This window comes from Alcanivorax sp. MD8A, from assembly GCF_002888555.1.
GTDB lineage: Bacteria > Pseudomonadota > Gammaproteobacteria > Pseudomonadales > Alcanivoracaceae > Alcanivorax.
In genome coordinates this window covers 16,148-42,063 of the sequence record NZ_AQOQ01000008.1, presented here as the reverse complement: position 1 = coordinate 42,063, position 25,916 = coordinate 16,148, and the positions used below count along the sequence as shown (strand labels likewise).

The window sequence follows — 25,916 nt, the reverse complement described above, 5'->3', positions numbered from 1 at the left end:
ACTTCGTTTCTATGCAGTCGGATCCGGTGAGCGGATCAACTCTGCCATGACTGTCGTAGCAAAAGCGCCTGTGGGTAGCACAAAGGCCAACTCCAGGCAGTCTTCCCCTTCCCTTTCCTGCCGCCAGGACCATTGCAAATCCCGTACCGGCAACCGTGTCGCCCGGCGTGCTTCCTCCACGCCTTCGCGACACAACCCCTCAATCACCGACTCGAAGGGCGCTAACACCTGCTGTTCAAGATCGCGACAAGGGCCAGATGATGCCATGCCCGGCACGCCCGGCAAAGGGGCGGTAGGATGCACCTCTGCGTCGGCAACACGGCGCCCCGCATCACTGTCCTCGTCGGCACGGAACAGTCCCCGGCTACCTTCCGGTTGCAACAGATCCCCTTCTAGCACCTGATTCCACACGCCACGTGTCACCCGCTCAGCGAGCACCTGGTTAAACAGGTCACTGCGAACCGCAGACAGCCAAAGGCCGCGCAAGGACTTCTTGCGTGGCGCTTCTCCGCCACTCAGCCATTCACTGCCACGTACCAGATTGCCCGCCCCACGGCCGAAGCGCTGCTCGCCAAAGTAATTAGGGACCCCTGCCGCCATGATGTCCTGCAGCCGCTGCTCAACGGCCGCCCGTTCCCCCGAGAATCTCGTGGCCCTGATCACGAAAGCGTTGGCCCGATGGGTGCCCCGATTGAGCTTGCGGCGATGTCGGGCGGAATCACACAAACGCAGCCCCTCTGGCCAGCTGAACGCCGGGTCTGCCTTGCCAGGAAGATGCAGGCTGAACCACTGGCGGGTAATCGCATGCTTGTCCTTCAAGCCACTGTAGCCCACCGACAGGCGATGGACGCCTGCGGATTTCGCCAACCACATGGCCACATCTTCCGTATTCCAGCCGGTTTTCTCGATATGCAGCCACAGGTGCTCGCCGTCACCCTCCGGCTGGACATGCATGACCTCAAAGACCTGAAAATCTGCCGGGATTGCCTTCAGCGTAGCCTCGGCAACAGGGCCGCCATGGGCACAGGGAAGGCTCACCGGGACTCGATCAGCACCGCCGCCTGTACGGCGATGCCTTCCTTGCGACCGGTGAAGCCCAGCTTTTCGGTGGTGGTTGCCTTTACGGAAACCTGATCGATAGTGCAGTCGAGAATGTCAGCAATGCGCTGGCGCATGGGGGTAATGTGCGGCGCCAGCTTCGGGGCCTGGCAGATGATGGTCAGGTCGGCATTACCGAGCTGCCAGCCTGCCTTGAGGAGGTCCGCATAGATCGCCTTTAGCAGCGTGGCAGAATCGGCACCTTTCCATTGCGGATCCGTATCGGGGAAGTAGTGACCAATATCCCCCAGGGCCAATGCCCCCAACAAGGCATCAGAAAGGGCATGGAGGGCCACATCCCCATCCGAATGGGCTTTCAGCCCCTGATCATGGGGGATAGCAAGCCCGCACAGCATGACATGGTCACCTGGCTCAAAGGCATGAACATCAAAACCCTGACCTATTCGCAATGCCACTACTGTTCTCCGGTTTCAAACTGACGGGCAAGATAGAAACGGGCAAGCGGCAAATCTTCGGGCACGGTGATCTTGATATTGTCACTCTGCCCCGCCACCAGTCGCGGCCGGCCGCCCTGGCGCTCGATGGCTGAGGCCTCATCCGTGACCCCGTCCAGGTCAGCGCTCAAGGCCTCATAAAGCCGGGCAGCAGGAAACAGCTGTGGAGTCAGCGCTCGCCAGATCCGCTCGCGATCCACGGTAGAATCAATGTGCAGGCCATCTCCAGACTGCTTGATGGTATCCACCACCGGCAAGGCCAGAATCGCCCCCTGTTCGTCACATTGCTCCATCAGCGCCTGAATATCGGAAAGGCGCACCAGGGGACGGGCCATGTCATGCACCAGTACCCAAGCCTCTTCGCCCCCATCCATTAGCGCCTGAGCCACCCCGTTCCGCACCGACTCGGCACGGGTCTTACCCCCTGCAACGGTTGAAACCCGACGGTGAGAGGCGACCGGCAAGGTCGGCCACCAGGGGTCCTGGGAGGACACCGATACGATGACGCTGTCGATGGGAGAAAACGACAACAAACGCCCCAGGGTATGCTCGGCAAGTGTCTTGCCGGCCAACGTAAGGTACTGCTTGGGAATGCCCGCCTTCATGCGCTCGCCCACGCCTGCAGCGGGCACGACGGCATAGACAGGGCCACGGATAACAGGATTCACTCGCTGCCCCGAGGTTGTTCAAGAATCAGGAAAAAGGTTTCACCGTCGCGGATCATACCCAGATCCTTGCGGGCGATTTCTTCCACCGCTTCCGTGCCTTGCTTGAGATCGTTGACGTCGGCGGCCATCAGGCGGTTTCGTTCTACCAACTTGGCATTGGCCCGTTTCAGGGTGGCGACATCTTTCTCCAGCATGGCCACATGGCGGAGACTGCCCTCACCAAACCACAGCCGCGCCTGCAACCCCAAAAACACTAGGGCCAGCAACGCCAGAGCCACCTGCCGCGCGGGAGACAGTTTGAATGCCTCCCGCTTGCTGGTGCCGCTGGTCTGTGCGTTGCTGGCCCGGGTGCCTGGCATGGTCAATTAACCGAGGAACTTGAACTCTTTACGGCCATGATAGGCAACACGGCCCAGTTCCTGCTCGATGCGGATCAGGCGGTTGTACTTGGCCACACGATCGGAACGGCACAGGGAACCGGTCTTGATCTGACCAGCGGCAGTCGCCACCGCCAGGTCGGCAATAGTGCTGTCTGCGGTTTCACCACTACGGTGGGAAATCACGGCGGTATAACCCGCATCCTTGGCCATCTTGATGGCTTCCAGAGTCTCGGTCAGAGAGCCGATCTGGTTGAACTTGATCAGGATGGAGTTGGCCACCCCTTCATCGATGCCCTTCTTGAGGATCTTGGTGTTGGTCACAAACAGATCATCACCAACCAGCTGCACCTTGTTGCCCAGCTTCTCGGTCAGGATCTTCCAACCTTCCCAGTCAGACTCGTCCATACCGTCTTCGATAGAGATGATCGGGTAACGGTCACACAGTTCGGCCAGGTAATCCGCAAACTCCGCAGAGGTCATGCTGCGGCCTTCGCCGGCCAGCACGTATTTGCCGTCCTTGTAGAATTCGCTGGAGGCGCAGTCCAGAGCCAGGGTAACGTCTTCACCCGCCTTGTAGCCCGCGATCTCGATGGCTTCCATGATGGCTTCCAGCGCCGCTTCGTTGCTGGGCAGGTCGGGGGCAAAGCCGCCTTCATCGCCCACGGCGGTGTTCAGACCACGCTTCTTCAGTACCCCTTTCAGGGCATGGAAGATTTCTGCGCCGTAACGGATCGCTTCTGCCACCGTGGAGGCTCCCACCGGCTGCACCATGAATTCCTGGATATCCACGTTGTTGTCGGCGTGCTCACCACCGTTGATGATGTTCATCATCGGTACCGGCAGGGAATATTCGTTGTCATCGTCCTGCAGGTCGGAAATGTACTCGTACAACGGCTTGCCCTGATCCGCTGCCGCGGCCTTGGCCACTGCCAGAGAGACGGCCAGAATAGCGTTGGCGCCCAGCTTGCCTTTGTTCTCGGTGCCATCGGCATCGATCATGGCCTGGTCAATACCTTTCTGGTCAGACGCTTCCTTGCCGATCAGCAGCTCGCGAATTTCGGAATTCACGTTGCCAACCGCCTTGGTAACACCCTTGCCCAGATAACGACTCTTGTCGCCATCACGCAGTTCAAGTGCTTCACGGGAGCCGGTGGAAGCACCGCTGGGGGCACAGGCACTGCCGCTGGCACCAGACTCAAGGATTACATCGGCTTCAATGGTCGGGTTGCCGCGGGAATCAAGGATTTCGCGGGCTTTGATGTCAACGATCTTGGACATGACGATCAGTCTCTCTTAACTCAGTTGTTATCGAAGGCAGGCAGGGCCTTGACGGTATTATCCAGGGTTTGCATCTGGGCCAGGAATGGCTCCAGACGATCCAGACGCAGGGCGCAAGGGCCATCGCATTTGGCGTTATCCGGGTCAGGGTGCGCTTCAAGGAACAAGCCTGCAATGCCCTGACTGATGCCGGCACGACCCAGTTCGGCCACCTGGGCCCGGCGGCCATCCGCACTGTCAGCACGCCCCCCGGGTTTTTGCAGGGCATGGGTCACATCGAAAAAGATCGGATACTCGAATTGTTTCATTATTCCGAAGCCAAGCATGTCCACGACCAGATTGTTATACCCAAAACTGGAACCGCGCTCGCAGAGGATCAGCTGATCGTTACCGGCATCTTCACACTTGTGGAGGATATGCCCCATTTCATGGGGGGCCAGGAACTGCGGCTTCTTGATGTTGATGATGGCATTGGTTTTCGCCATGGCAACCACCAGATCTGTTTGCCGTGCGAGAAAGGCTGGCAGCTGGATAATGTCGGCCACTTCCGCCACCGGTGCCGCCTGGTAGGGCTCATGCACGTCGGTGATGACCGGGCAGTTGAAGGTCTTTTTCACTTCCTCGAAGATCTTCAACCCTTCTTCCATACCGGGGCCACGATAGGAATTCAGAGACGAACGGTTGGCCTTGTCAAAACTGGCCTTGAATACCCAGGGAATATTCAGTTTGCTGGTTACTTCCGCATAGGCTTCGGCCACTTGCATGGCCATGTCTCGTGATTCCAGTACATTCATGCCACCGAACAACGCCATAGGCTTGTCGTTGGCGAATTCCAGTCCATCCAGTTTGATGGTTTTCTGCTGACTCACTGATCACGTCTCCTTGTGAGCGACTTTATTGGCCAGGGCCGCAGCCACATAGCCCTTGAACAGTCCATGCCCATCACGGGGCGTGGAAGTAAACTCGGGGTGGAACTGACACGCCACGAACCAGGGGTGATCTGCCACTTCGATGACTTCTACCAACTCTCCGTCATGGGAACGACCAACAATTTTGAGACCTGCGGCCTCCAGTTGGGGCAAGTAATTATTGTTGACCTCATAGCGGTGGCGATGGCGCTCGACGATCTCAGTCGTGCCATAACAATCCGCCGCACGACTACCCGCCACAAGAACACATTCCTGGCCACCAAGACGCATGGTACCGCCCAAATCGGAATCGGCTGAACGCTGTTCCTTGTGACCATCTTCAGTGGTCCACTCGGTAATCAGACCAACCACCGGATCTGGTGTTGCCGGGTTCAGCTCGGAAGAATGCGCCTTTTCGATACCCGCCACATGGCGAGCGTATTCGATGACGGCCAATTGCATGCCAAGACAGATTCCCAGATACGGCACCTTGTTTTCACGGGCATAACGGATCGCGGCAATCTTGCCCTCCGTACCCCGGTCACCGAAGCCACCGGGCACCAGAATGGCATCCAGACTTTCCAGCACACCAGGGCCATCACGTTCAATATCTTCTGCATCCAGATACAGGATATTGACCTTGGCACGGTTGCTGATACCGGCGTGGGTCAGCGCTTCGTTAAGAGACTTGTAGGCATCCACCAACTCGATGTACTTGCCCACCATGCCGATGGTGACTTCCTGCTCAGGGTTGAGCTGAGCCTCAACCACACGATCCCACTCGCCCAAATCCGGCTCAGGCAGATCCAGGCCGAATTTGTCGACCACGATGGCATCCAGGCCCTGCTCGTGCATGCCACGGGGGACCTGATAGATCGTCTTGCAGTCCGGAGAGGAGATCACGGCCCGCGCTTCCACATTGGTGAACAGGGCGATCTTCTCGCGGGCGCTCTGCGGGATCGGGTCGTCGGCACGACACACCAGGATGTCTGGCTGCAGGCCAATGGAGCGCAGCTCTTTCACCGAGTGCTGGGTGGGTTTGGTCTTGATCTCCCCGGCGGTGGCGATGTACGGCACCAGGGTAAGATGCACCAGCAGGGAATGGCTCGAACCCAGCTCGACACGCATCTGACGTGCCGCTTCCAGGAAAGGCAGGGATTCAATATCCCCGGCGGTGCCACCGATTTCCACGATGGCCACATCGGCATCCCCTGCCCCTTCACGAATCTTGAGCTTGATCTCGTCAGTGATGTGCGGGATCACCTGCACGGTGGCTCCCAGGTATTCGCCACGGCGCTCCTTGTCCAGCACGTCCTGATAGACACGCCCAGTGGTGAAACTGTTACGACGGCTCAGGCGAGTCCGGATAAAACGCTCGTAGTGCCCCAGATCCAGGTCGGTTTCGGCACCGTCCTCGGTCACGAACACCTCACCATGCTGATAGGGGCTCATAGTGCCCGGATCCACATTGATGTAGGGATCCATTTTGATCAGGGTGACGTTAAGACCACGAGCTTCCAGCAGGGTGGCCAGGGACGCGGAGGTAATCCCCTTGCCCAGAGATGACACCACGCCGCCTGTGACAAAGATGAAACGAGACATGCACTCACCAGTGAATAGTGGGTTGGTAACGCCTTCAGCAAGTGTGTGCTGGCCCAATAAAAAAAACACCCTGCACGTTCAGCAACGGGCAAGGGCTCTTCTTGGTACGGATTGGCCAGCGACGCAAATGGTGAATGAACACCTGAAAATTCAGGGGCTTGCGCTACATCAGGACGGGAGAAAATATTAACAGAACCGCCCTGCGGCCTCAATCAGGAATCTGCCTGACGGGACAATAAATCCTCCCACCCAGGATACCAGCCGGCCAGCAGCCCGAAACTCAGGCCGCAGCGGGGTCAGCCGCAGCGCTCCAACACCTCGGAGAAAGGCGTATCCACCAGGGCCCCAAAGGCAGGATGCCGCGCCAACCGGGCACGACTGGCGCGGGGGCTGGTAATACCACACAGGAAACGGGCCTGCTGGCGTGCAGAACGCAGCGCCTCATGGCCTTCGGCCTGCAGCGCCTGTATCACGCTGCCGTCTGGCTGTCCGGGAAGCCGCTTGGGCAACATCACTGCCAGGCCCTGACACCCGCTACATTGTCCACAGGGCGCCGCCAACGCCTCACCGAAGTAACGGACCAGGGATTGCTGGTAGCACCCTGAACCCGAGACCCACTGACAAACCCGGTGCAGCCGTTGGATATCCCGCTCTTCTCTCGATACAAATTGACTATTCATACGGGCGACCAGGGCATCCGGTGATGCAGGTTTGTCCATCATGCGGTAACCCTGACGCACACCGGCAACCCGCAGCTCAACCATTCCTTGCTGCTCCAGATACCCCAGCGCGTTGAGAATACGCGTGCGATCAGCCGCCAGACGCCGGGATGCATCTGCGGGCGTCAGCGTTAACCAGGTTCGCCCCTGTTTTCCAGTGGCAAATAGCTGCTCAAGAAAAGTCGCTCGCTGTTCATTGAAACTCGCCAAAATCTGATCCTGGGGCACCTGAAAGCCCACCTTGTATTCCGTGTAAAACGGCGCCGTTGCCCGAATCACACCCTCAAGCTCCAGATAGGTCAGCAAGGTATTGATCACCAGCGGGCGCACATCGAATTGCCAAGACAGCTCATGCACAGACAAATCAAAACGGTCGGGTTGTTGCAGCAGCCAACGAATCAGCCCATCCAGAGCCTGCGGGTCAGGGGTATCGCCATAACTGAAATTTTCCAGCACCGTCAGGTCGTCGGAGCTGGCCAGCAGCAGGCATCGCGAAGGCTTGCCATCACGGCCAGCCCGGCCAATTTCCTGCATATAGTTTTCCAGCGACTTGGGCAGGTTGTAGTGATAGATACCCCGGATATCGGCCTTGTCGATGCCCATCCCGAACGCAATCGTTGCCACAACGATATTGAGGGCCCCCGCCATGAAAGCTTCCTGCACCCCATGGCGGTCCTCATCTTTTAGCCCGGCATGATACGCTTTTGCCACCAGCCCCTGACTCTCCAGAAACGCTGCCACCTTCTCGGCGGTTTTCTGCAAGGTCACATAAACAATGGAAGGCTCCTCCCCCCGTGCCCTCAGTGCATCGAGTAGAGCCTTGTCTCGATCAGCAGCAGGCGTCGGCCTCAACTCGAGTAAGAGATTGGAGCGAAAGAACCCGGTCTGGACATGATCTTCTGGCGCGATGGCAAAGCTGTCTCGAATCTGCTCTGCCACCTGAGGGGTCGCAGTGGCAGTCAGGGCCAGCACCCTCCCCACCTGAAGCGTCGTCGCCAGCTGCGCCAGCTTCAGGTAGTCCGGCCGAAAGTTATGCCCCCATTCCGACACGCAATGGGCTTCATCCACCGCCATCATGCTGATATTCATGCTGCGCAGCCGGGCCAGAAAACGCTCGTTGGCGAGTCGCTCTGGTGCCACATATAAAAGCTTGATATCGCCGCTCTCCAACCCCTGATAAATCGCCTGTAACTGTTCCGCATCGACACTGGAATCCAGCCGCGCCGCAGCAATACCCAGAGCATTGAGTTGATCCACCTGATCTTTCATCAGCGCGATCAGCGGCGACACCACCAGAGTCACGCCCTCCAGCATCAGGGCGGGTAACTGGTAACAGAGACTCTTGCCGCCCCCGGTGGGAAATACCGCCAGCGCAGACCGGCCCGCGAGCAATGCCTGAATCACCTCCTGCTGTCCGGGGCGAAAGGCCTGAAGACCAAAGGGGCGCTGCAACAGCGATTGGGGGTCATGCATCGTTATATCCATGGAAGGCGCCAGAATTGAGCAACAGAGTGTGGCAGGACACTCCATCGGATGCGATACGCACAGCGCTCGAGAGGGTGTCAGCCAAAGCAGATCGGAGTTGTAGGCCCCAGGACTCAGGGGGTCGCCGGAGTCAGAAACCACCGCTGCGCCTGCTCAACAGACAGACCATCAGCCAGGCCGCAGCCCGGCACGCTCAAGACCGCCCCGTCACGGCACAGCAAAGGCCATTGGCGCCGTTGCCATGGCGGTACACCAGCCGCTCTCCACAGCTCCTTGATCTGTTGATGCATGCCGTTGCGGCGCAATGTCATCGCCCCCAAGAGTGGCTGAACCGTCAGATCGCCTGGCGGGCGCAGTACGGCAATGGCGTGATGGCTCTGTTCTTTCGACCACTGCCAGTTGGGGATATCCGGCGGCAGTGCCCCCTCGTGCCAGACCGCCTCACCCTGCCAGGGCGCAAAGTGAGAGCGATGCCCGAAATACAAGGCACCACGATATAGCCGCAAGGCGTTGTCACCCCATTCTACCTTGCCCTGACTATCCTCCAGCGCGGCCTGCAATAGCCGTATTTGTTCCAGCACCGCCGCACTGGGAGCGCCAGCGCCCAGGCCGACCAACCACCAGCGCAACAGGTTACGCTGTCGCGCTGTTGTCAGCGCCGCCAGCCCTTCCAGGGGAAAAACTGCGCCCTGTACGCCCGCCTCCACAGCATCCGCTTTTGCCACTTCTTCCAGGAGTTCTGCCGCTTCAGCCATGTGTTCAGCCGTGCGTGACAGGGTGGCATCCGCCCCGGGCCAGCGTTCACGTAACGCGGGCACGATACGGTGTCGCAGGTAATTGCGTCGATGGTGTTGATCACCATTACTGGGATCCTCCTGCCACTGAATGCCACTCTCTTCAGCCCAGCTCTCCAGTGTCGGGCGACCGATGGCCAGCAAGGGGCGCCACAGGGGCACGCCCTCTCGCCCGCTTCGCTCCCGCATGGCAGAGAGGCCCTGCACCCCGGCTCCTCGCAGCAATCGGAACAGCAGGGTCTCTGCCTGATCATCACGATGATGAGCAGTGACCAACGTCGCCTGCCGCGCCGAGGCCATCGGCAACAGCGCCCCGTAACGGGCATCTCGCGCCCCGGCCTCCAGTCCTTCTGCGGGGTCGACACAAACCTGGGCGAGCGCAAAGGGAACGCCGTACTCCTCGACCTGCCGTTGGCAGAATCGGGCCCAATCGCCACTTTGGTCCTGTAACTGGTGGTCGACATGCACTACCGCCAGACGCGGGGCAAGCCCGGCCTGGACCAGAAGATGAAGAAGAAGGGAGGAATCGAGCCCGCCGCTGAGAGCCAGCAGCAAAGGCCCGGGAGGTGCCTGCTCTGCCAAATGACGGCAGAACGCGGCCTGGTCATTCATGATTATTCGTCAGCGGACTCACTGGTGAAATTACCGTAGCTCATCAGGCGATCATAGCGGCGCTCGACCAGCGCATCCGTGTCCATGCTGCCCAGGGTTTCCAGCTGGCGCACCAGTGACTTGCGAATGCTTTCGGCAGCCATGTCGTGATCGCGGTGGGCACCGCCCAACGGTTCCTTGATCACTTCATCCACAATGCCCAGCTCGTGCAGTCGCCCAGCAGTCAGGCCCATGGCTTCCGCCGCTTCCGGAGCCTTGTCGGCGCTGCGCCACAGGATAGAGGCACAACCTTCCGGCGAAATCACCGAATAGGTAGAGAATTCCAGCATCTGCAGATGGTCGCAGACGCCAATGGCCAGCGCACCACCGGAGCCCCCCTCACCAATCACCGTGGCAATAATCGGGGTTTTCAGCTGCGACATGACTCGCAGGTTACGGGCAATGGCTTCGGACTGGCCGCGCTCTTCGGCATCAATCCCCGGGAACGCACCCGGGGTATCAATGAACGTCAGGATCGGCATGCGGAAACGCTCGGCCATTTCCATCAGCCGCAGGGCCTTGCGGTAACCCTCCGGCTTGGGCATGCCAAAGTTACGGCGGACCTTTTCCTTTACCTCGCGCCCTTTCTGGTGACCGATCACCATGACGGGCTGATCATTCAGACGCGTGATGCCGCCCACGATCGCCGGATCGTCCGCGAAGGCCCGGTCGCCATGCAGCTCATCAAATTCGCCAAACACCCGCTTGACGTAATCGAGCATGTAGGGACGGCGGGGATGACGGGAGATCTGTGAAATCTGCCAGGACGACAAGTTGCGGAAAATGGATTCCGTCAGCGTGATGCTCTTTTCCTGGAGTTTGGCCACCTCTTCAGAGATGTTGACCTCACTGCCGCTGCCCACCAGCCGCAATTCCTCGATTTTCGCTTCCAGGTCTGCGATAGGTTGTTCAAATTCGAGGAAATTCGGGTTCATAGTCGAGCCTGTATCATAAATGGGTACTGCCGCAGCCTGTTTCCCTGGCTCCGACACCTTTCAGCCTGCACAAGTGTAGCGGCAACCGGCCAAAAAGGTCGAGACGTGGTCGCGGGACGAAGGTTGCAAACTGTTTCAACAGGAGAAGCAGCATGCAACACGGACAATATCCGCTTTCTTCGCCCTCAGTGCCCCCAGGAGTCATGAGGTCACCATGCCCTCTCAGGCATTGTTCGGTGATTAGTCCTTCGTTGTCGCGTGAAGTGTGGCGAGCCCCTCAATACTCCACCCGAACCGCCTGATCCCCGAATTGCAGCCGCAGCTCTTCTACCAGGGAATCATGGGGGCTGATTTTCCAATCATCACCCAGCCAGAAACTGGCCGCCGCCACCGGATGGTCCAGATCCAGCAGGACCGGGGTGCTGCCCCCCTGATACGGAGACAGGGTTTGCTGCAGCCGGTTGGGGGTTTCCTCTGTTACCGGTACCGCCACGCGCAGGCGGCGGGCAAACGCTTCCCGGGCCTGACGCATATCCATGACTTCGTCAGCAACCAGATTGAAGCCGCCGGTGTATTCATCGCTGCGTACCCCGCCCTTGAAAATCAGCAGGGCATCTTTCTGCACAAGATCGCCAAATTGAGCAAAGGTCTTGCCAAAGACAGAGACCTCTACCCGCCCGGTTTTATCATCCAGCGTGACGAAAGCCATCCGCTCGCCGCTGCGCTTGCTGCGGGTAATCCTTAATGCGACCACCAGGCCGGCAACCATGGCCGCCTCGCCTTTGGCCGTAGGCTGCAACGAATTCAGACGCGCAGAGACAAACTGCCGCACTTCCGTTTCGTACTGATCGATGGGGTGGCCTGTCAGTAACAGTCCCAGGGTATCTCGCTCGCCGTTGAGTCGGGTGTCATCGTTCCAGTTGCGGGCCAGCTTCCACTCGACTGCGGTAGCCGGGCTTTCGTCCACCGCCCCAAACATGTCGATCATCCCGGCCGCTTCATTGCGCGCGTCCTGATCTGCCGCAGCAATCGCATCTGGCAGAGTGGCAAGGATGGACGCACGATCATGGAAGCTGTCGCCGTCTTCCGCTGACGAAGGGCCCAGTTTGTCCAGCACACCGGCACGCACCATGGCCTCCAGCGAGCGGCGATTGATTTTCTTCAGGTCGATACGACGGCAGAAATCGAACAGGTCCCTGAATTCCCCCTTACCGTCATCCCGTGCGGCAACGATGGCATCAATAGGGCCTTCACCCAAGCCCTTGATGGCACCAAGGCCATACACGATGTCGCCCTCCGGGTTCACCGTGAAGCGGTAACCACAGGAGTTCACATCCGGCGGCAACACCTTGAGCCCCATGGTCTTACACTCATCGATGAAGGTCACCACCTTGTCGGTGTTCTGCATATCCGCAGAGATGGTGGCGGCCATGAATTCCGCAGGATAGTGCACCTTCAGCCAGGCCGTCTGGTAGGCCACCAACGCATAGGCCGCCGAGTGGGATTTGTTAAAACCGTAGCCGGCGAATTTTTCCACCAGATCGAAGATCTTCATCGCCAGGGTCGGGTCCACACCCTGCCCTTTGGCCCCTTCCTCGAAAATGGCCCGCTGTTTGGCCATCTCTTCCGGTTTCTTCTTGCCCATGGCGCGGCGCAGCATGTCGGCGCCCCCGAGGGTATAGCCGGCCAGCACCTGGGCAATCTGCATCACCTGCTCCTGATACAGGATCACCCCGTAGGAGGGTTTCAGGATCGGCTCAAGCCACTCGTGTTGGTATTGAGGGTCCGGGTAAGCCAACGGCTCACGGCCATGCTTACGGTTAACAAAGTTGTCCACCATCCCCGATTCCAGTGGGCCCGGTCGATACAGGGCCACCAGAGCGATAATGTCTTCAAATACGTCAGGCTTGAGCTTCTTGATCAGCTCTTTCATACCCTGACTTTCAAGCTGGAAGACCGCCGTGGTATCACCACGCTTGAGCAGGTCAAAGCTGCCACTATCGTCCAGCGGGATATGATCGATGACCAGATCGTCCTGCCCTTCCCGCTGACGCTTCACATTGGCGGCCTTCACGGCCCAGTCGATGATCGTCAGGGTCTTCAGACCCAGGAAGTCGAACTTCACCAGCCCGGCCGCTTCCACATCATCCTTGTCGTACTGGGTCACCAGATTGGTGCCATCTTCTTCACAGTACAACGGTGCGAAGTCAGTGAGCTTGCCGGGGGCAATCACCACGCCCCCCGCATGCTTGCCCACGTTACGGGTCAGCCCTTCCAGCTTACGGGCCATCTCCCAGATTTCGTTGGCAGAGTCCTTATCGGAATTCTCATCGCTTTCGAGAAACTCCCGCAGGGTTTCTTCCTGTTCCAGCGCCTTGGCCAGGGTCATGCCCGGAATGCCGGGGATCATCTTGGAGAGCCGGTCCGCAAGGCCGTAGGGCTTGCCTTGTACCCGTGCCACATCGCGCACCACCGCCTTGGCTGCCATGGTGCCAAAGGTAATGATCTGGCTCACCGCATCACGGCCGTATTTGTCGGCCACGTAATTGATGACCCGATCCCGCTTCTCCATGCAGAAATCCACATCGAAGTCAGGCATGGAGACCCGTTCCGGGTTCAGGAATCGTTCGAAGAGCAGGTCGTAACCAATGGGATCGAGATCGGTAATATTCAGGGCATAGGCCACCAGCGAGCCCGCACCGGAGCCCCGCCCAGGCCCGACCGGGACTTCGTTGTCCTTACCCCACTGGATAAAGTCGGCAACGATGAGGAAGTAACCCGGAAACCCCATCTGATTGATGATATCCAGCTCGAACTTGAGGCGGTCATCGTATTCCTTGCGCTTGCTGGCATATTCCGGATCAGTCTCATCCAGCAGCACCTTCAAGCGCGCTTCGAGCCCTTCCCGGGACACCTGCTCGAAGTACTGCTCGATGGTCATGCCATCAGGAATCGGAAAGTCCGGCAGGAAGTTTTCGCCCAAGCGGATATCGAGGGTACAACGCCGGGCAATCTCTACGGAGTTTTCCAGTGCCTCGGGCAAGTCCGAGAACAACGCCAGCATTTCCTCTTCGGATTTCAGGTACTGCTCTTCCGAATACTTCTTCGGTCTGCGTGGGTCATCAAGAGTATTGCCATCGTGGATACAGACCCGGGCTTCATGAGCCTCGAAATCCTCACGGCGGATAAACCGCACATCGTTGGTGGCCACTACGGGAATCCCCAGCTGGCCGGCCAGCGCTACCGTGGCATGGAGACAGTCTTCATCACCAGGGCGGGAGGTTCGCTGAACCTCCAGATAAAAACGGTCACCAAACAGGGACGCCAGCCAGCTGGCCTGCTGGGCAGCAAGATCATTTTTCTCTGCCAGCAGCAACTGGCCGATTTCGCCCTGACTGGCAGCAGAAAGAACAATCAGGCCTTCGCTGAGCTCGGCCAGCCACTCCGCCTTGACCAGGGCTCGTCCCCGATCCTGGTTGGTCTGCCAGGCGCGACTGATCAGCAAGGTCAGGTTCTGGTATCCCGCTTCGTTCAGGGCAAGAAAGGACAGGTAGGCGGGCTCTTCAAGATGGGTGCTCTCAACCCACAGATCCGCCCCCATGATCGGTTTGACACCGGCTCCCATGGCTGCCTTGTAGAATTTGATCAACGCAAACAGGTTGGAATCATCCGTCACTGCCACAGCCGGCATGGACTGGCTACCACAGGCCTTGATCAACTCCTTGACGCGCACCACCCCATCCAGCAGGGAATAATCGGTGTGCAGGCGCAAATGGACAAAACGCGGTTCGCTCAAAACAACTTCCCTTGTGCAATAGCGGCAGACACCGGGCCAAAGGAGCGTCGATGCTCGGCCAGGGCGCCATGTTCGTTCAGGGCGGCAAGGTGCACCTTGGTGGGGTAACCCTTGTGGCGATCGAATCCGTACTGGGGATACTGTTCGTGGAGTTGCTGCATCTCCCGGTCCCGGGCCACCTTGGCCAGAATGGACGCGGCTGAAATCGCAGGGACACGCCCATCCCCTCTTACCACTGCCTCCGCCGGGCAGCCGAAATCCGGAACCCGGTTACCGTCCACCAGCACTGCGCCGACGTCAAGGGGGAGCGCCGCCACGGCCCGTTGCATGGCCAGCATGGTGGCATGCAGGATATTGATCTGATCAATTTCTGCCGGTTCAGCTCGCCCCAACGCCCAACACAGCGCCTTCGATTTGATCTCAGATTCCAGCTGCAAGCGCTTCTTTTCAGTCAGTTTTTTTGAATCCGCCAGACCCTGAATGGGCTGGGCGGGATCCAGAATGACCGCCGCGGTCACCACCGCACCAACCAGTGGCCCCCTGCCGACTTCATCGACACCCGCGACCCGCATTCCCGGCTGCCATTGGAAACGCGATGGGATAAAAGGGTCATCCTGTGCGTATTCAGCAAAGGGGTTCACGGCGTACGCTCCAGCAAGGCGCTAACGGCCTTGGCCGCCTTTTCACTGGCCCCACCACGTAATTGCTGATGAACCGCCTGGAAGCGCGATATCAGCGCCCTCGCCTTGTCAGGATTATCCAGCCAGTGTTCAACCGACGCCACGATGGCATCCGTGGTCAACCCGTCCTGTATCAGTTCCGGGACCATCTCTTCACGGCACAGCAGGTTTGGCAGCGACACAAATTCGCTTTTCACCAGTCGGCTGGCAATGGCAAAAGTTACCGCTCCAACCCGATACCCCACGACCATGGGTTTGCCGACAAGCAAGCCTTCCAGGGTTGCCGTCCCGGATGCCATCAGGATCACATCCGCCGCGGCCATCACCGTTCGGCTCTCGCCATCAATCACTGTGGCCGGTAACCCGGGATGGCCAGCAAGCAACGCTTCGATCTGTTCCCTGCGCGCCGCATTGGCTGCGGGCACTACAAATTGCAGCGCCGGTCTCTGACGATTCAGCACCACCATGGCGTCGAGGAATGCAGGCATCAGCTGACCGACTTCTCCGCCCCGGCTGCCGGGCAGCACTGCCACCGTGGTCGCATCCGCCTCCAGGCCGAGTTGACGACGAGCCGCCGCAGAGTCGGTTTCCAGTGGTACTCGATCCGCCAAGGGGTGCCCTACAAATGCCACAGGCACCTGGTGTTCTTCGTAGAAACGCGCTTCAAATGGCAGCAGACAGAGCATCAGGTCGATACTCTTTTTAATGCCCTTGATGCGGCCTTGCCGCCAGGCCCAAACCGAAGGGCTCACATAGTGAACCGTCTTGAGCCCCCGGTCATGCAGGCGCCGGGCAATGGGTAAGGTAAAGTCAGGGGAATCAATCCCAATGACCACATCAGGCTTTTCGCGCAGCAGAAATCTGACCAGCTGCTTGCGCAGACGGAGCAGCTCGGGAAGGTGGGAGAGCACCTCGGTGATACCCATCACCGAGAGCTTTTCCATGGGGAACAGGCTGTCGAGACCTGCCGCCGCCATCTCCTGACCACCCACACCGATAAAGCGGGCACCAGGATAACGAGCCTGCAGGGACTGCATCAGGCCAGCGCCCAGAATATCGCCGGAGGCCTCTCCGGCGATCAGGGCAATCAACGGAGCATCCATGCGCTGGCCCATATCAGCGAGTGATGCCGCGTTCCGAAGCCTTGAGGGAATCGATCAGGATTTGCAGCTCACTGGAAGATGGCAGCGCTTCCAGCTCGGTCAGGGCCTGCTCCAGAGTCAGCCCCTGACGGTACAGCAACTTGTACGCCTGTCGCAGGGTGGCGATCACCTCTTTGGACCAGCCACGGCGCTTCATGCCTTCAAAATTCATGCTACGGGCGGAGGCAGGGTTGCCTGACACCATGATGTACGCAGGAATATCCTTGAGCACCAGCGAACAGCCAGAGGTCATGGCGTAAGAGCCGATCTTGCAGAACTGGTGCACGCCCGTCATGCCGCCGAGGATAACGCCATTGCCCACCTGGGCGTGACCCGCGATGGAAGCATTGTTGGCAAAAATACAATCGTCGCCCACGATGCAGTCATGGGCCACGTGCACATACGCCATCAACAGGTTGCGGCTGCCGATTTTGGTCAGGGAATTATCCTGAATGGTGCCTCGGTGGATCGTCACCGATTCACGGATGATGTTGTCATCGCCGATTTCCAGGCGGGTAGGCTCACCCTTGTATTTCTTGTCCTGGCAATCTTCCCCGACAGAAGCAAACTGAAAGATGTGGTTGTTCTTGCCAATGGTGGTCGGTCCCTTGATCACCACATGGGAGGCAATAACGGTACCGGCCCCGATGGTGACATCAGGGCCGATAATGGAATACGGGCCGACCTGCACATCCTCTGCAAGCTCCGCGGCCGGATCAATAATCGCGGTCGGATGAATCATTATGGTTTCACTTGTTCTTGAGGGTTAGTCAGCCAAGTATACGTTACTGGGCGGCTCGAACCGACCGTTAGTTTAACGGCAGGAACCGGCGATCAGGTACGGTGTTCAGCAACCAGCATTTCGGTGCTGGCTACCGTCTTGCCATTCACCTGGGCTTCGCAGACAAACTTCAGAATGTTGCGTTTGGTCGTAACGTGCTCGGCAAACAGATGCAGGGTGTCACCAGGCAGAACCTGACGTTTGAAACGCGTCTTGTCGGTGCCTACCAGCAGGTAATTGAATCCATCCGCCGGTTTCTTGTTCTCCGTGACAAAGCCAAGGATACCTGCGGCCTGAGCCATGGACTCGATGATCAGTACACCCGGCATGATCGGCTCATGGGGGAAGTGCCCGTTAAAGAACGGCTCGTTGATCGTCACATTCTTGATCGCTTCCACGCGCTTGCCAGGCTCCAGATTCAGCACCCGGTCAACCAGCAAAAAAGGGTAACGGTGGGGCAGGTATTCCCTGACCTCAAGGATATCCATCATCATGATGTGTTCCACACAGAGAGGCTGCCTAGGCAGCCGTTAATCGTCGCTAAAGCGTTCCAGTTTGCGTACGCGGCGGGCAAGTTCATCCAGCTTGCGGAAACGGGCCACATTCTTGCGATAACGGGTCTGTTCATCTGCCGGCAAGGCAGACCCATAGGTGCCTGGCCGGGTGATCGAACTGGACACCAGCGTCATGCCCAATACCTGCACCTTGTCGCAAATTTCGATATGGCCAGAAACGCCAACAGCCCCACCGAGCATGCAGTAAGAGCCGATCTTCGATGAGCCGGCAATCCCTACCTTGCCGGCCAGGGCGGTATGTTCGCCAATCACCACATTATGGGCGACCTGAATCTGATTATCGAGAATCGCACCATTACCGATCACGGTATCCTCGATGGCGCCACGATCGATCGTGGTACCACTGCCGATTTCCACATCGGCACCGATGCGCACGCCGCCAACCTGATGAATTTTGGTCCAGCCAGCGCCATTGAACGCAAAGCCGAAACCGTCGCCACCAAGTACACAATTGGCGTGTATGATAGTGCGCGGACCCAGTGTCACACCATGGTAAATTGTAACATTTGGCCAGATTCGGCACTGCTCGCCAATAACGGAACCGGCACCAATAACGGTGTTGGCCATCACGATAGCCCCCTTCCCGATCGTTACCTCTGCATCGATGACCACGTTGGGCCCAATGCTGGCGGACGCATCCACCCGTGCAGACGGATCAATCACCGCAGAGCCATGAATGCCTGCGGCCGGATTTGGGGCGTTGTCAAAAAGGGCACTGGCTTTGGCGAAACACAGGTAAGGATCCTTGACGATCAATGCTGCTACCGGACAGAACGCTTTCTGATCTTCGGTAATCAGCACTGCCGCCGCAGCCGTCTGCTCCATGAAACTGCGGTAACGCGGGTTCGCCAGAAAAGCCAGCTGTGTGGACGTGGCGGACTGGATTGTTCCCAGCCCATCCACTGGCTGATCGGCATTTCCGACCAGCTCGGCACCCAGTACTTCAGCCAGTTTGCCGAGAGTCAGCATTATTTCATCTTGTTCAGTTGGTCACGAACCGCGTCGGTCACATCAACCGCATCATCACCGACATACACTGCCGCCTGGGCATTCAGCACCAGATCCAGCTTCTGCTTCTTGGCCACCTGCTCAATGGCTTCCTGGAACTTGGGCCCCATCTCTTCCATCACTTCACGCTCAGTGGCCTGGGCACGGCTCTGCAACTTACGCTGCAAGGACTGGATCTCGATCATTTTCTGCTGGCCCTTGGTGCGCAGCTCTTCCTGCTGGTCAGCAGACATGGTCATGCCTTCCTTCTCCAGCTTGCTGCGCAGGTCCTGCACTTCCTTGCCAAGCTTCTTGAGCTTTTCTTCATCGGCACCCAGCTCACTCTCAAGGGCAGACATGCGCTCCTTGACCAGAGCCGTTTCCTGCAAGGCTTTAAGCGGGTAAACAATACCGATGCTGGTTTCGGCAATCGCCAGAGTGGGTAGCAGCATGGCAAAAGCGATCAGGCATTTTTTCATCATTATTAAACTCCTAGAAAGTCTGTCCCAAAGAAAACTGGAATACTTCTGTGTCGTCGCCTGGCTGGTCATTGAGCGCCTTGGCGAGGTTAAAGCTCAACGGACCAATGGCCGTCAGCCAGCTCAGGCCGATACCGGCAGAAGTACGAATGTCCTGCGGCTCGAAGTCCGCAAAAATATCATCACGTTCGGTTTCAAACACGTTACCCGCGTCAACGAACAGGAAGGTTCTCACACTACGGGATTCCGGGGCAAAAGGCGTTGGGAAAATCAGCTCAAGGCTGGCCTCCGTCAGCAGGTTACCCCCGATCGGATCCGGGTCCGGGTCTGTGGTGCCATTCAGGAAGTAGCTAAGCCCTTCTGAACGGGGCCCCAGCGAGCGGGACTCATAGCCACGCACCGAGCCGATGCCGCCCGAATAGTAGTTCTCGAAGAATGGCAGCACTTCGTCATCACCATAGCCATCACCGTAGGCAATGTCCGAACGGGCCCGCAAGGTCCAGTTCTGGCTGATCGGGAAGTACTTTTGCCCGGTCCAGTTGACCCGGTAGAAGCCATAATCCGAGCCAGGCACCGCCACTTCCAGACCAAGGGTGCTGGACCAGCCCCGGTCGGGAAGAATCCCGCGGTTCAGCGTACTGGTCGAAACCGAGGCATTGAACTTGTATTCGTCGAACTGGGTGCCTTCCTTGATCAGGAAGTTGTAGATATCGACCGCCACGAAGTCGCCGGTGGTGATATCAGTGCGCTCGTAGGTGCCACCAAAGCTCAACCGGGAATATTCAGAGATCGGGTAGCCAAAGGTGACCGAGCCCCCCAGACGATCTGCGGCATAGGATGCCACCGTGGTCTCATCAAAATCGATTTCAGAATAGAACAGGCTGAAGCCCCGACTTACCCCATCCAGCGTGTAGTACGGGTTGTAATGCGAGAAGCTGTAGGAATCACGGATATCAGAACGGCTCAGGGCAAAGGAGACCCGGTTACCGCTACCGCGCCAGTTATTCTGGGTAACGTTAGCGCCAAAGATAAACCCGGACGCATCGGAATAACCCACATTGGCGCCAATGGAGCCCGAGGGTTGCTCTTCGACCTGGTAGTCCACATCGACCAGATCATCTGAATTCGGCACCCGCGGCGTATCCGCTTGCACTACACTGAAATACCCAAGGCGCTGGAGCCGTTGCCGGGAGAGATCCACCAGTGAGGTATTCGCCGGCGCCTTCTCGAACTGACGTAACTCCCGACGCAGAACTTCATCTTCCGTCTTCGCGTTGCCAGAGAAGTTGATCCGGCGGACATACACCTTGCGGCCCGGGTCCACGTAGAAGGTCACGTCTACGGTACGGTTTTCATCGTCCGGGTTGTGGTCCCTGCCCTTCACCTCGGCGAAGGTATACCCCTCGTTACCCAGTCGGCGCTTGATCAGGTCGTTGGTGTAGGTCAGCAACTGCTGGCTGAAGACCTGGCCCTTCTTGACGATAATCAGCGGCTTCAACTGGTCCTCATCCACCACCAGATCGCCCGCCAGGTTCACTTCGTTAACCGTGTACTGCTCGCCTTCTGCCACGTTGACAGTGATAAACACGCTACGGCGGTCAGGCGTTACGGAAACCTGGGTGGATTCAATCGAGAAGTTGATGTAACCACGGTCGAGATAATAGGAAGACAGACGTTCAAGATCCCCACTCAGCTTCTCGCGGGAATATTTGTCATCGCCCTTGATGAATGACCAGAAGCCCGTGGAATGCAGCTCAAAGTCCTTGAGCAGCTCTTCATCATCAAACAACTGGTTACCAACGATGTTGATGTCACGAATTCGCGCCGCCTTACCCTCATAAATCTCGATTTTGAGAGCAACCCGGTTACGGGGCAGTGCCACGGATTCTGTCTTGATGTCAGCGCCATAGCGGCCCTGACTCACATATTGACGCTCCAGTTCGCCGGCAATGGCCTGCAGGGTTGAGCGCTGAAACACCTCACCTTCGGCAAGCCCGGCCTCGGTGAGCCCCTTGCGAAGGTTTTCTTCGTCAATGGACTTGTTACCAGAAAGCTCGATCTTGGCAATGCTGGGCCGTTCGGCGACCACCACTACCAGATCATCACCATCTCGCCCCAGCTGCACATCTTCGAAATTGCCAGAGGCAAACAGGGCCTGCACCGCATTCACCACGTCATCGCGGTCGACGGTATCGCCCGCTTGAATCGGCAATTCGGAATAGACACGCTCCACGGGCAGGCGCTGTAGCCCCTCTACCCGGATATCGTGTACGCGAAACGGCAATTGATCTTGCGCATTTACCCATGGCGCCATCAGTAGGCATGCCATTGCCACCGTCCCTTTAAAGAGACGAATCAGGAAGTCCCCAAATCTCATGAAAACTGCTTCACCAAGTCGTTGTAGATCGCCAATACCATGAAGCTAATCACCAGTGTCAGCCCAACACCCTGAGCGGCCAGCAAAAAGCGCTCAGGTAAACTGCGACCGCGAATCATTTCAATGATTCCAAAGAAAATCCAGCCACCATCCAACATCGGCACCGGCAGCAGGTTGATAACACCGAGAGTAATGCTCAGATAAGCCAGTAATGCCAGAAAACTGGCCATGCCGTAAGCCGCACTCTCTCCGGCCACTTCTGCAATGGTGATCGGCCCGCCAATATTGTCCAGAGACAGTTTGCCGGTCACCAATTTCACCAGGCTTGCCCAGACCACATCCACCTGCTCCCCAAAACGGGCCAGGGAACCGGGAATCGCCGTTAACAGGCTGAACTCTTCCTGATAAATGCCGCCTGGACCCACACCGATTCGGCCAAAGGTCCGCCCCTGCTCGGTCACAGCCTGAGGCACCACCGTCAGCGCGACGGCCCGGCCCTCACGCAGCACTTGCAGGGTCAGAGCCTCACCAGGCGCGGCCATGATGGTTTCCTGCCAGGGCTTCCAGCCCGTGACGGGCTCACCTTGCAGTGCAAGGACAAGATCGTCGCTGCGCAAGCCTGCCTGATCCGCTGCACCGTCTTCAAGGATCTCCCCTATCAACACCGCCTGGCGGATACCCAGCGCTTCCAGCGGCGGCGTTTCCAGGTCCGCTGTCCAGGGTGAGATATCCAGTTCACGCACCTGTTTCTGCCCCTTCGCCGTCGTCACCGTCACGGCCAGCGGCTCAGGTTCGCCCAGATGCTGAATCATTTCGTAGTAGAACGGTTGCCAGCCGCGCAACGACACCTCACCCACAGACTCGATGGTGTCCCCCGGCTGAAAACCGGCCTGCTCGGCGACAGAGCCGGGCTCAACCGGGCCGACAACCGCGCGCATGCCACTCTGGCCGTAACTGGCCAACAGCACCCAATAGATCAAAACCGCGAGAATAAAGTTGAACACCGGCCCGGCCGCATAGGTAATCACGCGTTGCCAGGCAGGCTTGGAAGAAAACTCACCGGCATCGCCCTCGGCGGTTTCATCTTCCCGGGCATCCAACGGTTTTACGTAACCCCCAAGCGGGATGGCACTGATCACCCACTCGGTGCCCTTCTTGTCGGTAAAACGCAAGATCTTGGGGCCAAAACCCACAGAAAAGGTCAGCACGCGCACACCAAAGGCGCGCATGGCAAGAAAGTGGCCCCACTCATGGAAGGCCACAATAATGACGATGGTGACGACAAAAGCCAGAACCGTCAGCATCCGCGCTCCTCAATCAATCGCCCCGCCAACCCGCGGGCCTGACGATCAATCTCCATCACCGCATCCACATCCCCGCAAACGGGTGCTGCCTGGCGCTCCAGCGCCTGCTCCACCACCGCGGGAATACCCATAAAATCCAGTTTGCCGGCCAGGAAGGCCGCCACCGCTTCTTCGTTGGCCGCATTCAACACGGCAGTTGCCGTGCCACCGCTCTCCATGGCCGCCCGGGCCAGTGAAAGGCAAGGGAAACGCGCTGTATCTGGCGCTTCAAAATCCAGCCCGGCGAGCCGGGTAAAGTCCAGTCGTTGTGCCCCGGATTCCACCCGCTCAGGCCAGGACAACCCACAGGCAATGGGAGTACGCATATCGGGTGTCCCCATCTGCGCCAGCACGGACCCATCCCGGTAAGCGACCATGGAATGCACCACACTTTGCGGGTGCACTACCACCTCAATCTGTTCAGGCGTGACATCAAACAGCCAGCAAGCCTCGATAAACTCCAGCCCCTTGTTCATCAGGGTAGCGGAATCCACCGAAATCTTCGGCCCCATATCCCAGTTAGGATGCTTGACCGCCATCGCCGGGGTGACTTGCGCCAGCTGCTGCGACGTAAAGGTACGAAAGGGCCCGCCAGAGGCGGTCAGCAACAACCGCTCCACCCCGCCATCCACGCCGCCCTCCGGCAAGCACTGAAAAATGGCGTTGTGCTCGGAGTCCAGCGGTAACAGGGTCGCGCCGTGGCGCTTTACCGCATCCATGAAGAGAGAACCGGTAACCACCAGGGCTTCCTTGTTGGCCAGCAATACCCGCTTGCCCTTCTCTACCGCCGCAAGAGTGGGCCTGACCCCTGCTGCACCAACAATTGCAGCAACAACAGTATCTGCCTGCTCATGAGCGGCAAGCGCCATCAGGGCTTCTTCGCCGGCCAGCACCTCTGTATCCGACCCGACTGCCTGTAGATGGTTCCGCAGCTGCTCTGCCGCTACAGGGTCTGTCATGGCCGCATAACGGGCGCCACTGGCCAGACATTGTTCTGCCAAACGCCGCCAGCGGGTGGCCGCAGTCAGGGCAAAAATACGATAGCGGTCAGGGTGCCGGGCCACCACGTCCAGCGTCTGCTGGCCAATACTGCCCGTGGCACCCAGCACCGTAATGTGCTGTGTCACAAACTGCCTCCCGGCAGCCCGAACCAGTTAAATCCGGCAAGCGCGATGGGCATGGCCGCCGTCACACTGTCGATACGGTCGAGCATGCCTCCGTGGCCAGGCAGAATGGTGCCACTATCCTTGAAACCACGCTGACGCTTGACCATGCTTTCAAACAAGTCACCCAGAGCGGACGCCAGCACCGTCATCAGCGCCACCGCCATCAAGGGAACCAGATTGGCCTCCAGCAGCCCTGTCGCAAACACCCCGGCCACAACCAGCAACGCCAGAGCCACACCACCGATCAAGCCTTCAATGGTCTTGCCCGGGCTCACCAGTGGCGCCAGCTTGTGCTTGCCCATGGCCCGGCCAGCAAAGTAGGCACCAGTATCCGCAGCCCACACCCATAGCAGAATAAACAGTAATGCATATGGCCCGGCCAACCCTAGCGCGCCGGCGGCCTGAAGTTGCACAACCGCGCCCCATGAGGGCACCAGCAGCAGCAAGCCAACAGGCGCCATCAGCCAGGGGCGATACCAGAACCCTGCATTGCCCGGGTACCCCACCACCAGCACCAATGCCAATACCCACCACACCGGCATCGCATTCAGCAACCAGGCTGGCTGCCAGAATTCAGCGGCCGCCATGGCAAGGACCAGAACAGCGGTCCACAGTAACCGAAACACCAGTCCAACCTTGCCCATCAGGGCAGACCATTCCCAGCCCGCAACCGCAAAGAAAAGCCCGGCGACAATAGCAAAGGGAAGCCGGTCGAGACCGAAGACCGCGCCCAGTACGATGGGCAGCAACACCAGCGCGGTGATCACCCGCTGTTTGAGCATTATTGTTCTCCTTTCAGGCTGGCCACTTCCTCACCGGAGCGGCCAAAACGGCGCTGACGGCCGGCATAATCCTGCAGTGCGGCGTCAAAGGCTTGCGCATCGAAATCAGGCCACAACAGCGGTGAAAAACACAGCTCACTATAGGCCAGTTGCCAAAGCAGAAAGTTGCTGATGCGCTGGTCACCACCCGTGCGGATCAGCAAATCAGGAAGCGGCAGGTCCGCCATGGAAATATGGGAGCCCAACAGCTCATCCGTAATCGCCTCAGGCTGTAGCTCACCAGCCGCAACCTGTGAGGCCAGCTGCCGGGCCGCCTGGGTAATGTCCCACTGCCCGCCGTAATTGACAGCAATGCATACCGTCATGCGCTGATTGGTTGCGGTTTTCTCTTCGGCCTCACGCATCCCGGCCTGAAGGTCCCCGGAAAAAGCACTTCGATCGCCGATAAAACGAATCCGCACGTCATTGCCGTGCAGCTCGTCCACCCGGCCACCCAACGCCTTCAGGAACAGGGCCATGAGATGATTCACCTCGGCCTGGGGGCGACGCCAGTTCTCCGAGCTGAACGCAAACAGTGTCAGGGCCTCAACACCCCGGGTTGCCGCCTGGCGGATAATGGTTTGTACCGCCTGCTCACCGGCCCGGTGCCCCTCTTCACCCGGCAGGCCGCGTTTGCGAGCCCAGCGGTTATTGCCATCCATGATGATGGCCACATGACGGGGAATCACGCCCTGATGCGAATCGATATCTGGCGCGCCGGATTGGGGCTGGTCACTGGCCATACTGCATCCAAAAATAAAAGCGGGCTGACACGCAGCCCGCAGGTACAACGGTT

22 protein-coding genes are annotated in these 25,916 nt (G+C 58.6%); all 22 read right to left on the bottom strand.

The window, feature by feature from the left end:
* Window positions 1–9: 9 nt before the first annotated feature.
* Window positions 10–1,038, bottom strand: coding sequence for a tRNA pseudouridine(13) synthase TruD (truD, locus tag A15D_RS05905; RefSeq protein ID WP_102791176.1), 1,029 nt, complete (start codon window positions 1,036–1,038; stop codon window positions 10–12).
* Window positions 1,035–1,508 (bottom strand): 2-C-methyl-D-erythritol 2,4-cyclodiphosphate synthase, encoded by a 474-nt coding sequence (gene ispF, locus A15D_RS05900; protein WP_102791240.1) that lies wholly within the window; start codon window positions 1,506–1,508, stop codon window positions 1,035–1,037. The genes truD and ispF overlap by 4 nt, the downstream gene beginning before the upstream one ends.
* A 5-nt stretch (window positions 1,509–1,513) precedes the next feature.
* On the bottom strand, window positions 1,514–2,221 hold the full coding sequence (gene ispD, locus A15D_RS05895; RefSeq protein WP_199175800.1) for a 2-C-methyl-D-erythritol 4-phosphate cytidylyltransferase: 708 nt from the start codon (window positions 2,219–2,221) through the stop codon (window positions 1,514–1,516).
* The gene (locus A15D_RS05890; RefSeq protein WP_022984287.1) at window positions 2,218–2,580 is read right to left on the bottom strand and encodes a septum formation initiator family protein; all 363 of its coding nucleotides are present in this window, start codon (window positions 2,578–2,580) and stop codon (window positions 2,218–2,220) included. The genes ispD and A15D_RS05890 overlap by 4 nt, the downstream gene beginning before the upstream one ends.
* 6 nt (window positions 2,581–2,586) lie before the next feature.
* Window positions 2,587–3,879: a phosphopyruvate hydratase gene (eno, locus tag A15D_RS05885; RefSeq protein ID WP_102791175.1), complete on the bottom strand. Its 1,293-nt coding sequence runs from the start codon at window positions 3,877–3,879 to the stop codon at window positions 2,587–2,589.
* Window positions 3,880–3,899: 20 nt separating this feature from the next.
* Window positions 3,900–4,748 (bottom strand): 3-deoxy-8-phosphooctulonate synthase, encoded by an 849-nt coding sequence (gene kdsA / locus A15D_RS05880; protein WP_102791174.1) that lies wholly within the window; start codon window positions 4,746–4,748, stop codon window positions 3,900–3,902.
* 3 nt (window positions 4,749–4,751) lie between these two features.
* Window positions 4,752–6,389, bottom strand: a complete 1,638-nt coding sequence (locus A15D_RS05875) for a CTP synthase (protein ID WP_102791173.1) — start codon at window positions 6,387–6,389, stop codon at window positions 4,752–4,754.
* Window positions 6,390–6,685: 296 nt separating this feature from the next.
* Window positions 6,686–8,581, bottom strand: coding sequence for an ATP-dependent DNA helicase RecQ (locus tag A15D_RS05870; RefSeq protein ID WP_199175798.1), 1,896 nt, complete (start codon window positions 8,579–8,581; stop codon window positions 6,686–6,688).
* A gap of 125 nt (window positions 8,582–8,706) precedes the next feature.
* On the bottom strand, window positions 8,707–9,999 hold the full coding sequence (gene tilS / locus A15D_RS05865) for a tRNA lysidine(34) synthetase TilS (protein WP_102791171.1): 1,293 nt from the start codon (window positions 9,997–9,999) through the stop codon (window positions 8,707–8,709).
* 2 nt (window positions 10,000–10,001) lie between these two features.
* Window positions 10,002–10,973 carry an acetyl-CoA carboxylase carboxyltransferase subunit alpha gene (locus A15D_RS05860; RefSeq protein ID WP_102791170.1) on the bottom strand — a complete coding sequence of 324 codons (972 nt, stop codon included), beginning with the start codon at window positions 10,971–10,973 and terminating at the stop codon, window positions 10,002–10,004.
* Window positions 10,974–11,250: 277 nt separating this feature from the next.
* Window positions 11,251–14,769 (bottom strand): DNA polymerase III subunit alpha, encoded by a 3,519-nt coding sequence (gene dnaE, locus A15D_RS05855; RefSeq protein ID WP_102791169.1) that lies wholly within the window; start codon window positions 14,767–14,769, stop codon window positions 11,251–11,253.
* Complete coding sequence (gene rnhB / locus A15D_RS05850) at window positions 14,766–15,410, bottom strand: ribonuclease HII (protein ID WP_369825823.1); 645 nt, start codon at window positions 15,408–15,410, stop codon at window positions 14,766–14,768. The genes dnaE and rnhB overlap by 4 nt, the downstream gene beginning before the upstream one ends.
* Window positions 15,407–16,564, bottom strand: coding sequence for a lipid-A-disaccharide synthase (lpxB, locus tag A15D_RS05845; RefSeq protein ID WP_102791168.1), 1,158 nt, complete (start codon window positions 16,562–16,564; stop codon window positions 15,407–15,409). The genes rnhB and lpxB overlap by 4 nt, the downstream gene beginning before the upstream one ends.
* Before the next feature lies 1 nt (window position 16,565).
* Window positions 16,566–17,333, bottom strand: coding sequence for an acyl-ACP--UDP-N-acetylglucosamine O-acyltransferase (gene lpxA, locus A15D_RS05840; RefSeq protein WP_102791167.1), 768 nt, complete (start codon window positions 17,331–17,333; stop codon window positions 16,566–16,568).
* Between the two features lie 92 nt (window positions 17,334–17,425).
* A complete protein-coding gene (gene fabZ, locus A15D_RS05835; RefSeq protein WP_102791237.1) occupies window positions 17,426–17,863 on the bottom strand; it encodes a 3-hydroxyacyl-ACP dehydratase FabZ in 438 nt (145 codons plus the stop codon).
* A 39-nt stretch (window positions 17,864–17,902) separates the two neighbouring features.
* On the bottom strand, window positions 17,903–18,916 hold the full coding sequence (gene lpxD / locus A15D_RS05830; RefSeq protein WP_102791166.1) for a UDP-3-O-(3-hydroxymyristoyl)glucosamine N-acyltransferase: 1,014 nt from the start codon (window positions 18,914–18,916) through the stop codon (window positions 17,903–17,905).
* Window positions 18,916–19,416 carry an OmpH family outer membrane protein gene (locus A15D_RS05825; protein WP_102791165.1) on the bottom strand — a complete coding sequence of 167 codons (501 nt, stop codon included), beginning with the start codon at window positions 19,414–19,416 and terminating at the stop codon, window positions 18,916–18,918. The genes lpxD and A15D_RS05825 overlap by 1 nt, the downstream gene beginning before the upstream one ends.
* 10 nt (window positions 19,417–19,426) lie before the next feature.
* Complete coding sequence (gene bamA / locus A15D_RS05820; protein WP_102791164.1) at window positions 19,427–21,790, bottom strand: outer membrane protein assembly factor BamA; 2,364 nt, start codon at window positions 21,788–21,790, stop codon at window positions 19,427–19,429.
* On the bottom strand, window positions 21,787–23,094 hold the full coding sequence (gene rseP / locus A15D_RS05815) for an RIP metalloprotease RseP (RefSeq protein WP_102791163.1): 1,308 nt from the start codon (window positions 23,092–23,094) through the stop codon (window positions 21,787–21,789). Before rseP ends, bamA begins: the two co-directional genes overlap by 4 nt.
* Window positions 23,088–24,260, bottom strand: a complete 1,173-nt coding sequence (gene ispC / locus A15D_RS05810; RefSeq protein ID WP_102791162.1) for a 1-deoxy-D-xylulose-5-phosphate reductoisomerase — start codon at window positions 24,258–24,260, stop codon at window positions 23,088–23,090. Before ispC ends, rseP begins: the two co-directional genes overlap by 7 nt.
* Window positions 24,257–25,081 carry a phosphatidate cytidylyltransferase gene (locus A15D_RS05805; protein ID WP_102791161.1) on the bottom strand — a complete coding sequence of 275 codons (825 nt, stop codon included), beginning with the start codon at window positions 25,079–25,081 and terminating at the stop codon, window positions 24,257–24,259. Before A15D_RS05805 ends, ispC begins: the two co-directional genes overlap by 4 nt.
* On the bottom strand, window positions 25,081–25,863 hold the full coding sequence (gene uppS, locus A15D_RS05800; RefSeq protein WP_102791160.1) for a polyprenyl diphosphate synthase: 783 nt from the start codon (window positions 25,861–25,863) through the stop codon (window positions 25,081–25,083). The genes A15D_RS05805 and uppS overlap by 1 nt, the downstream gene beginning before the upstream one ends.
* Window positions 25,864–25,916 lie beyond the last annotated feature (53 nt).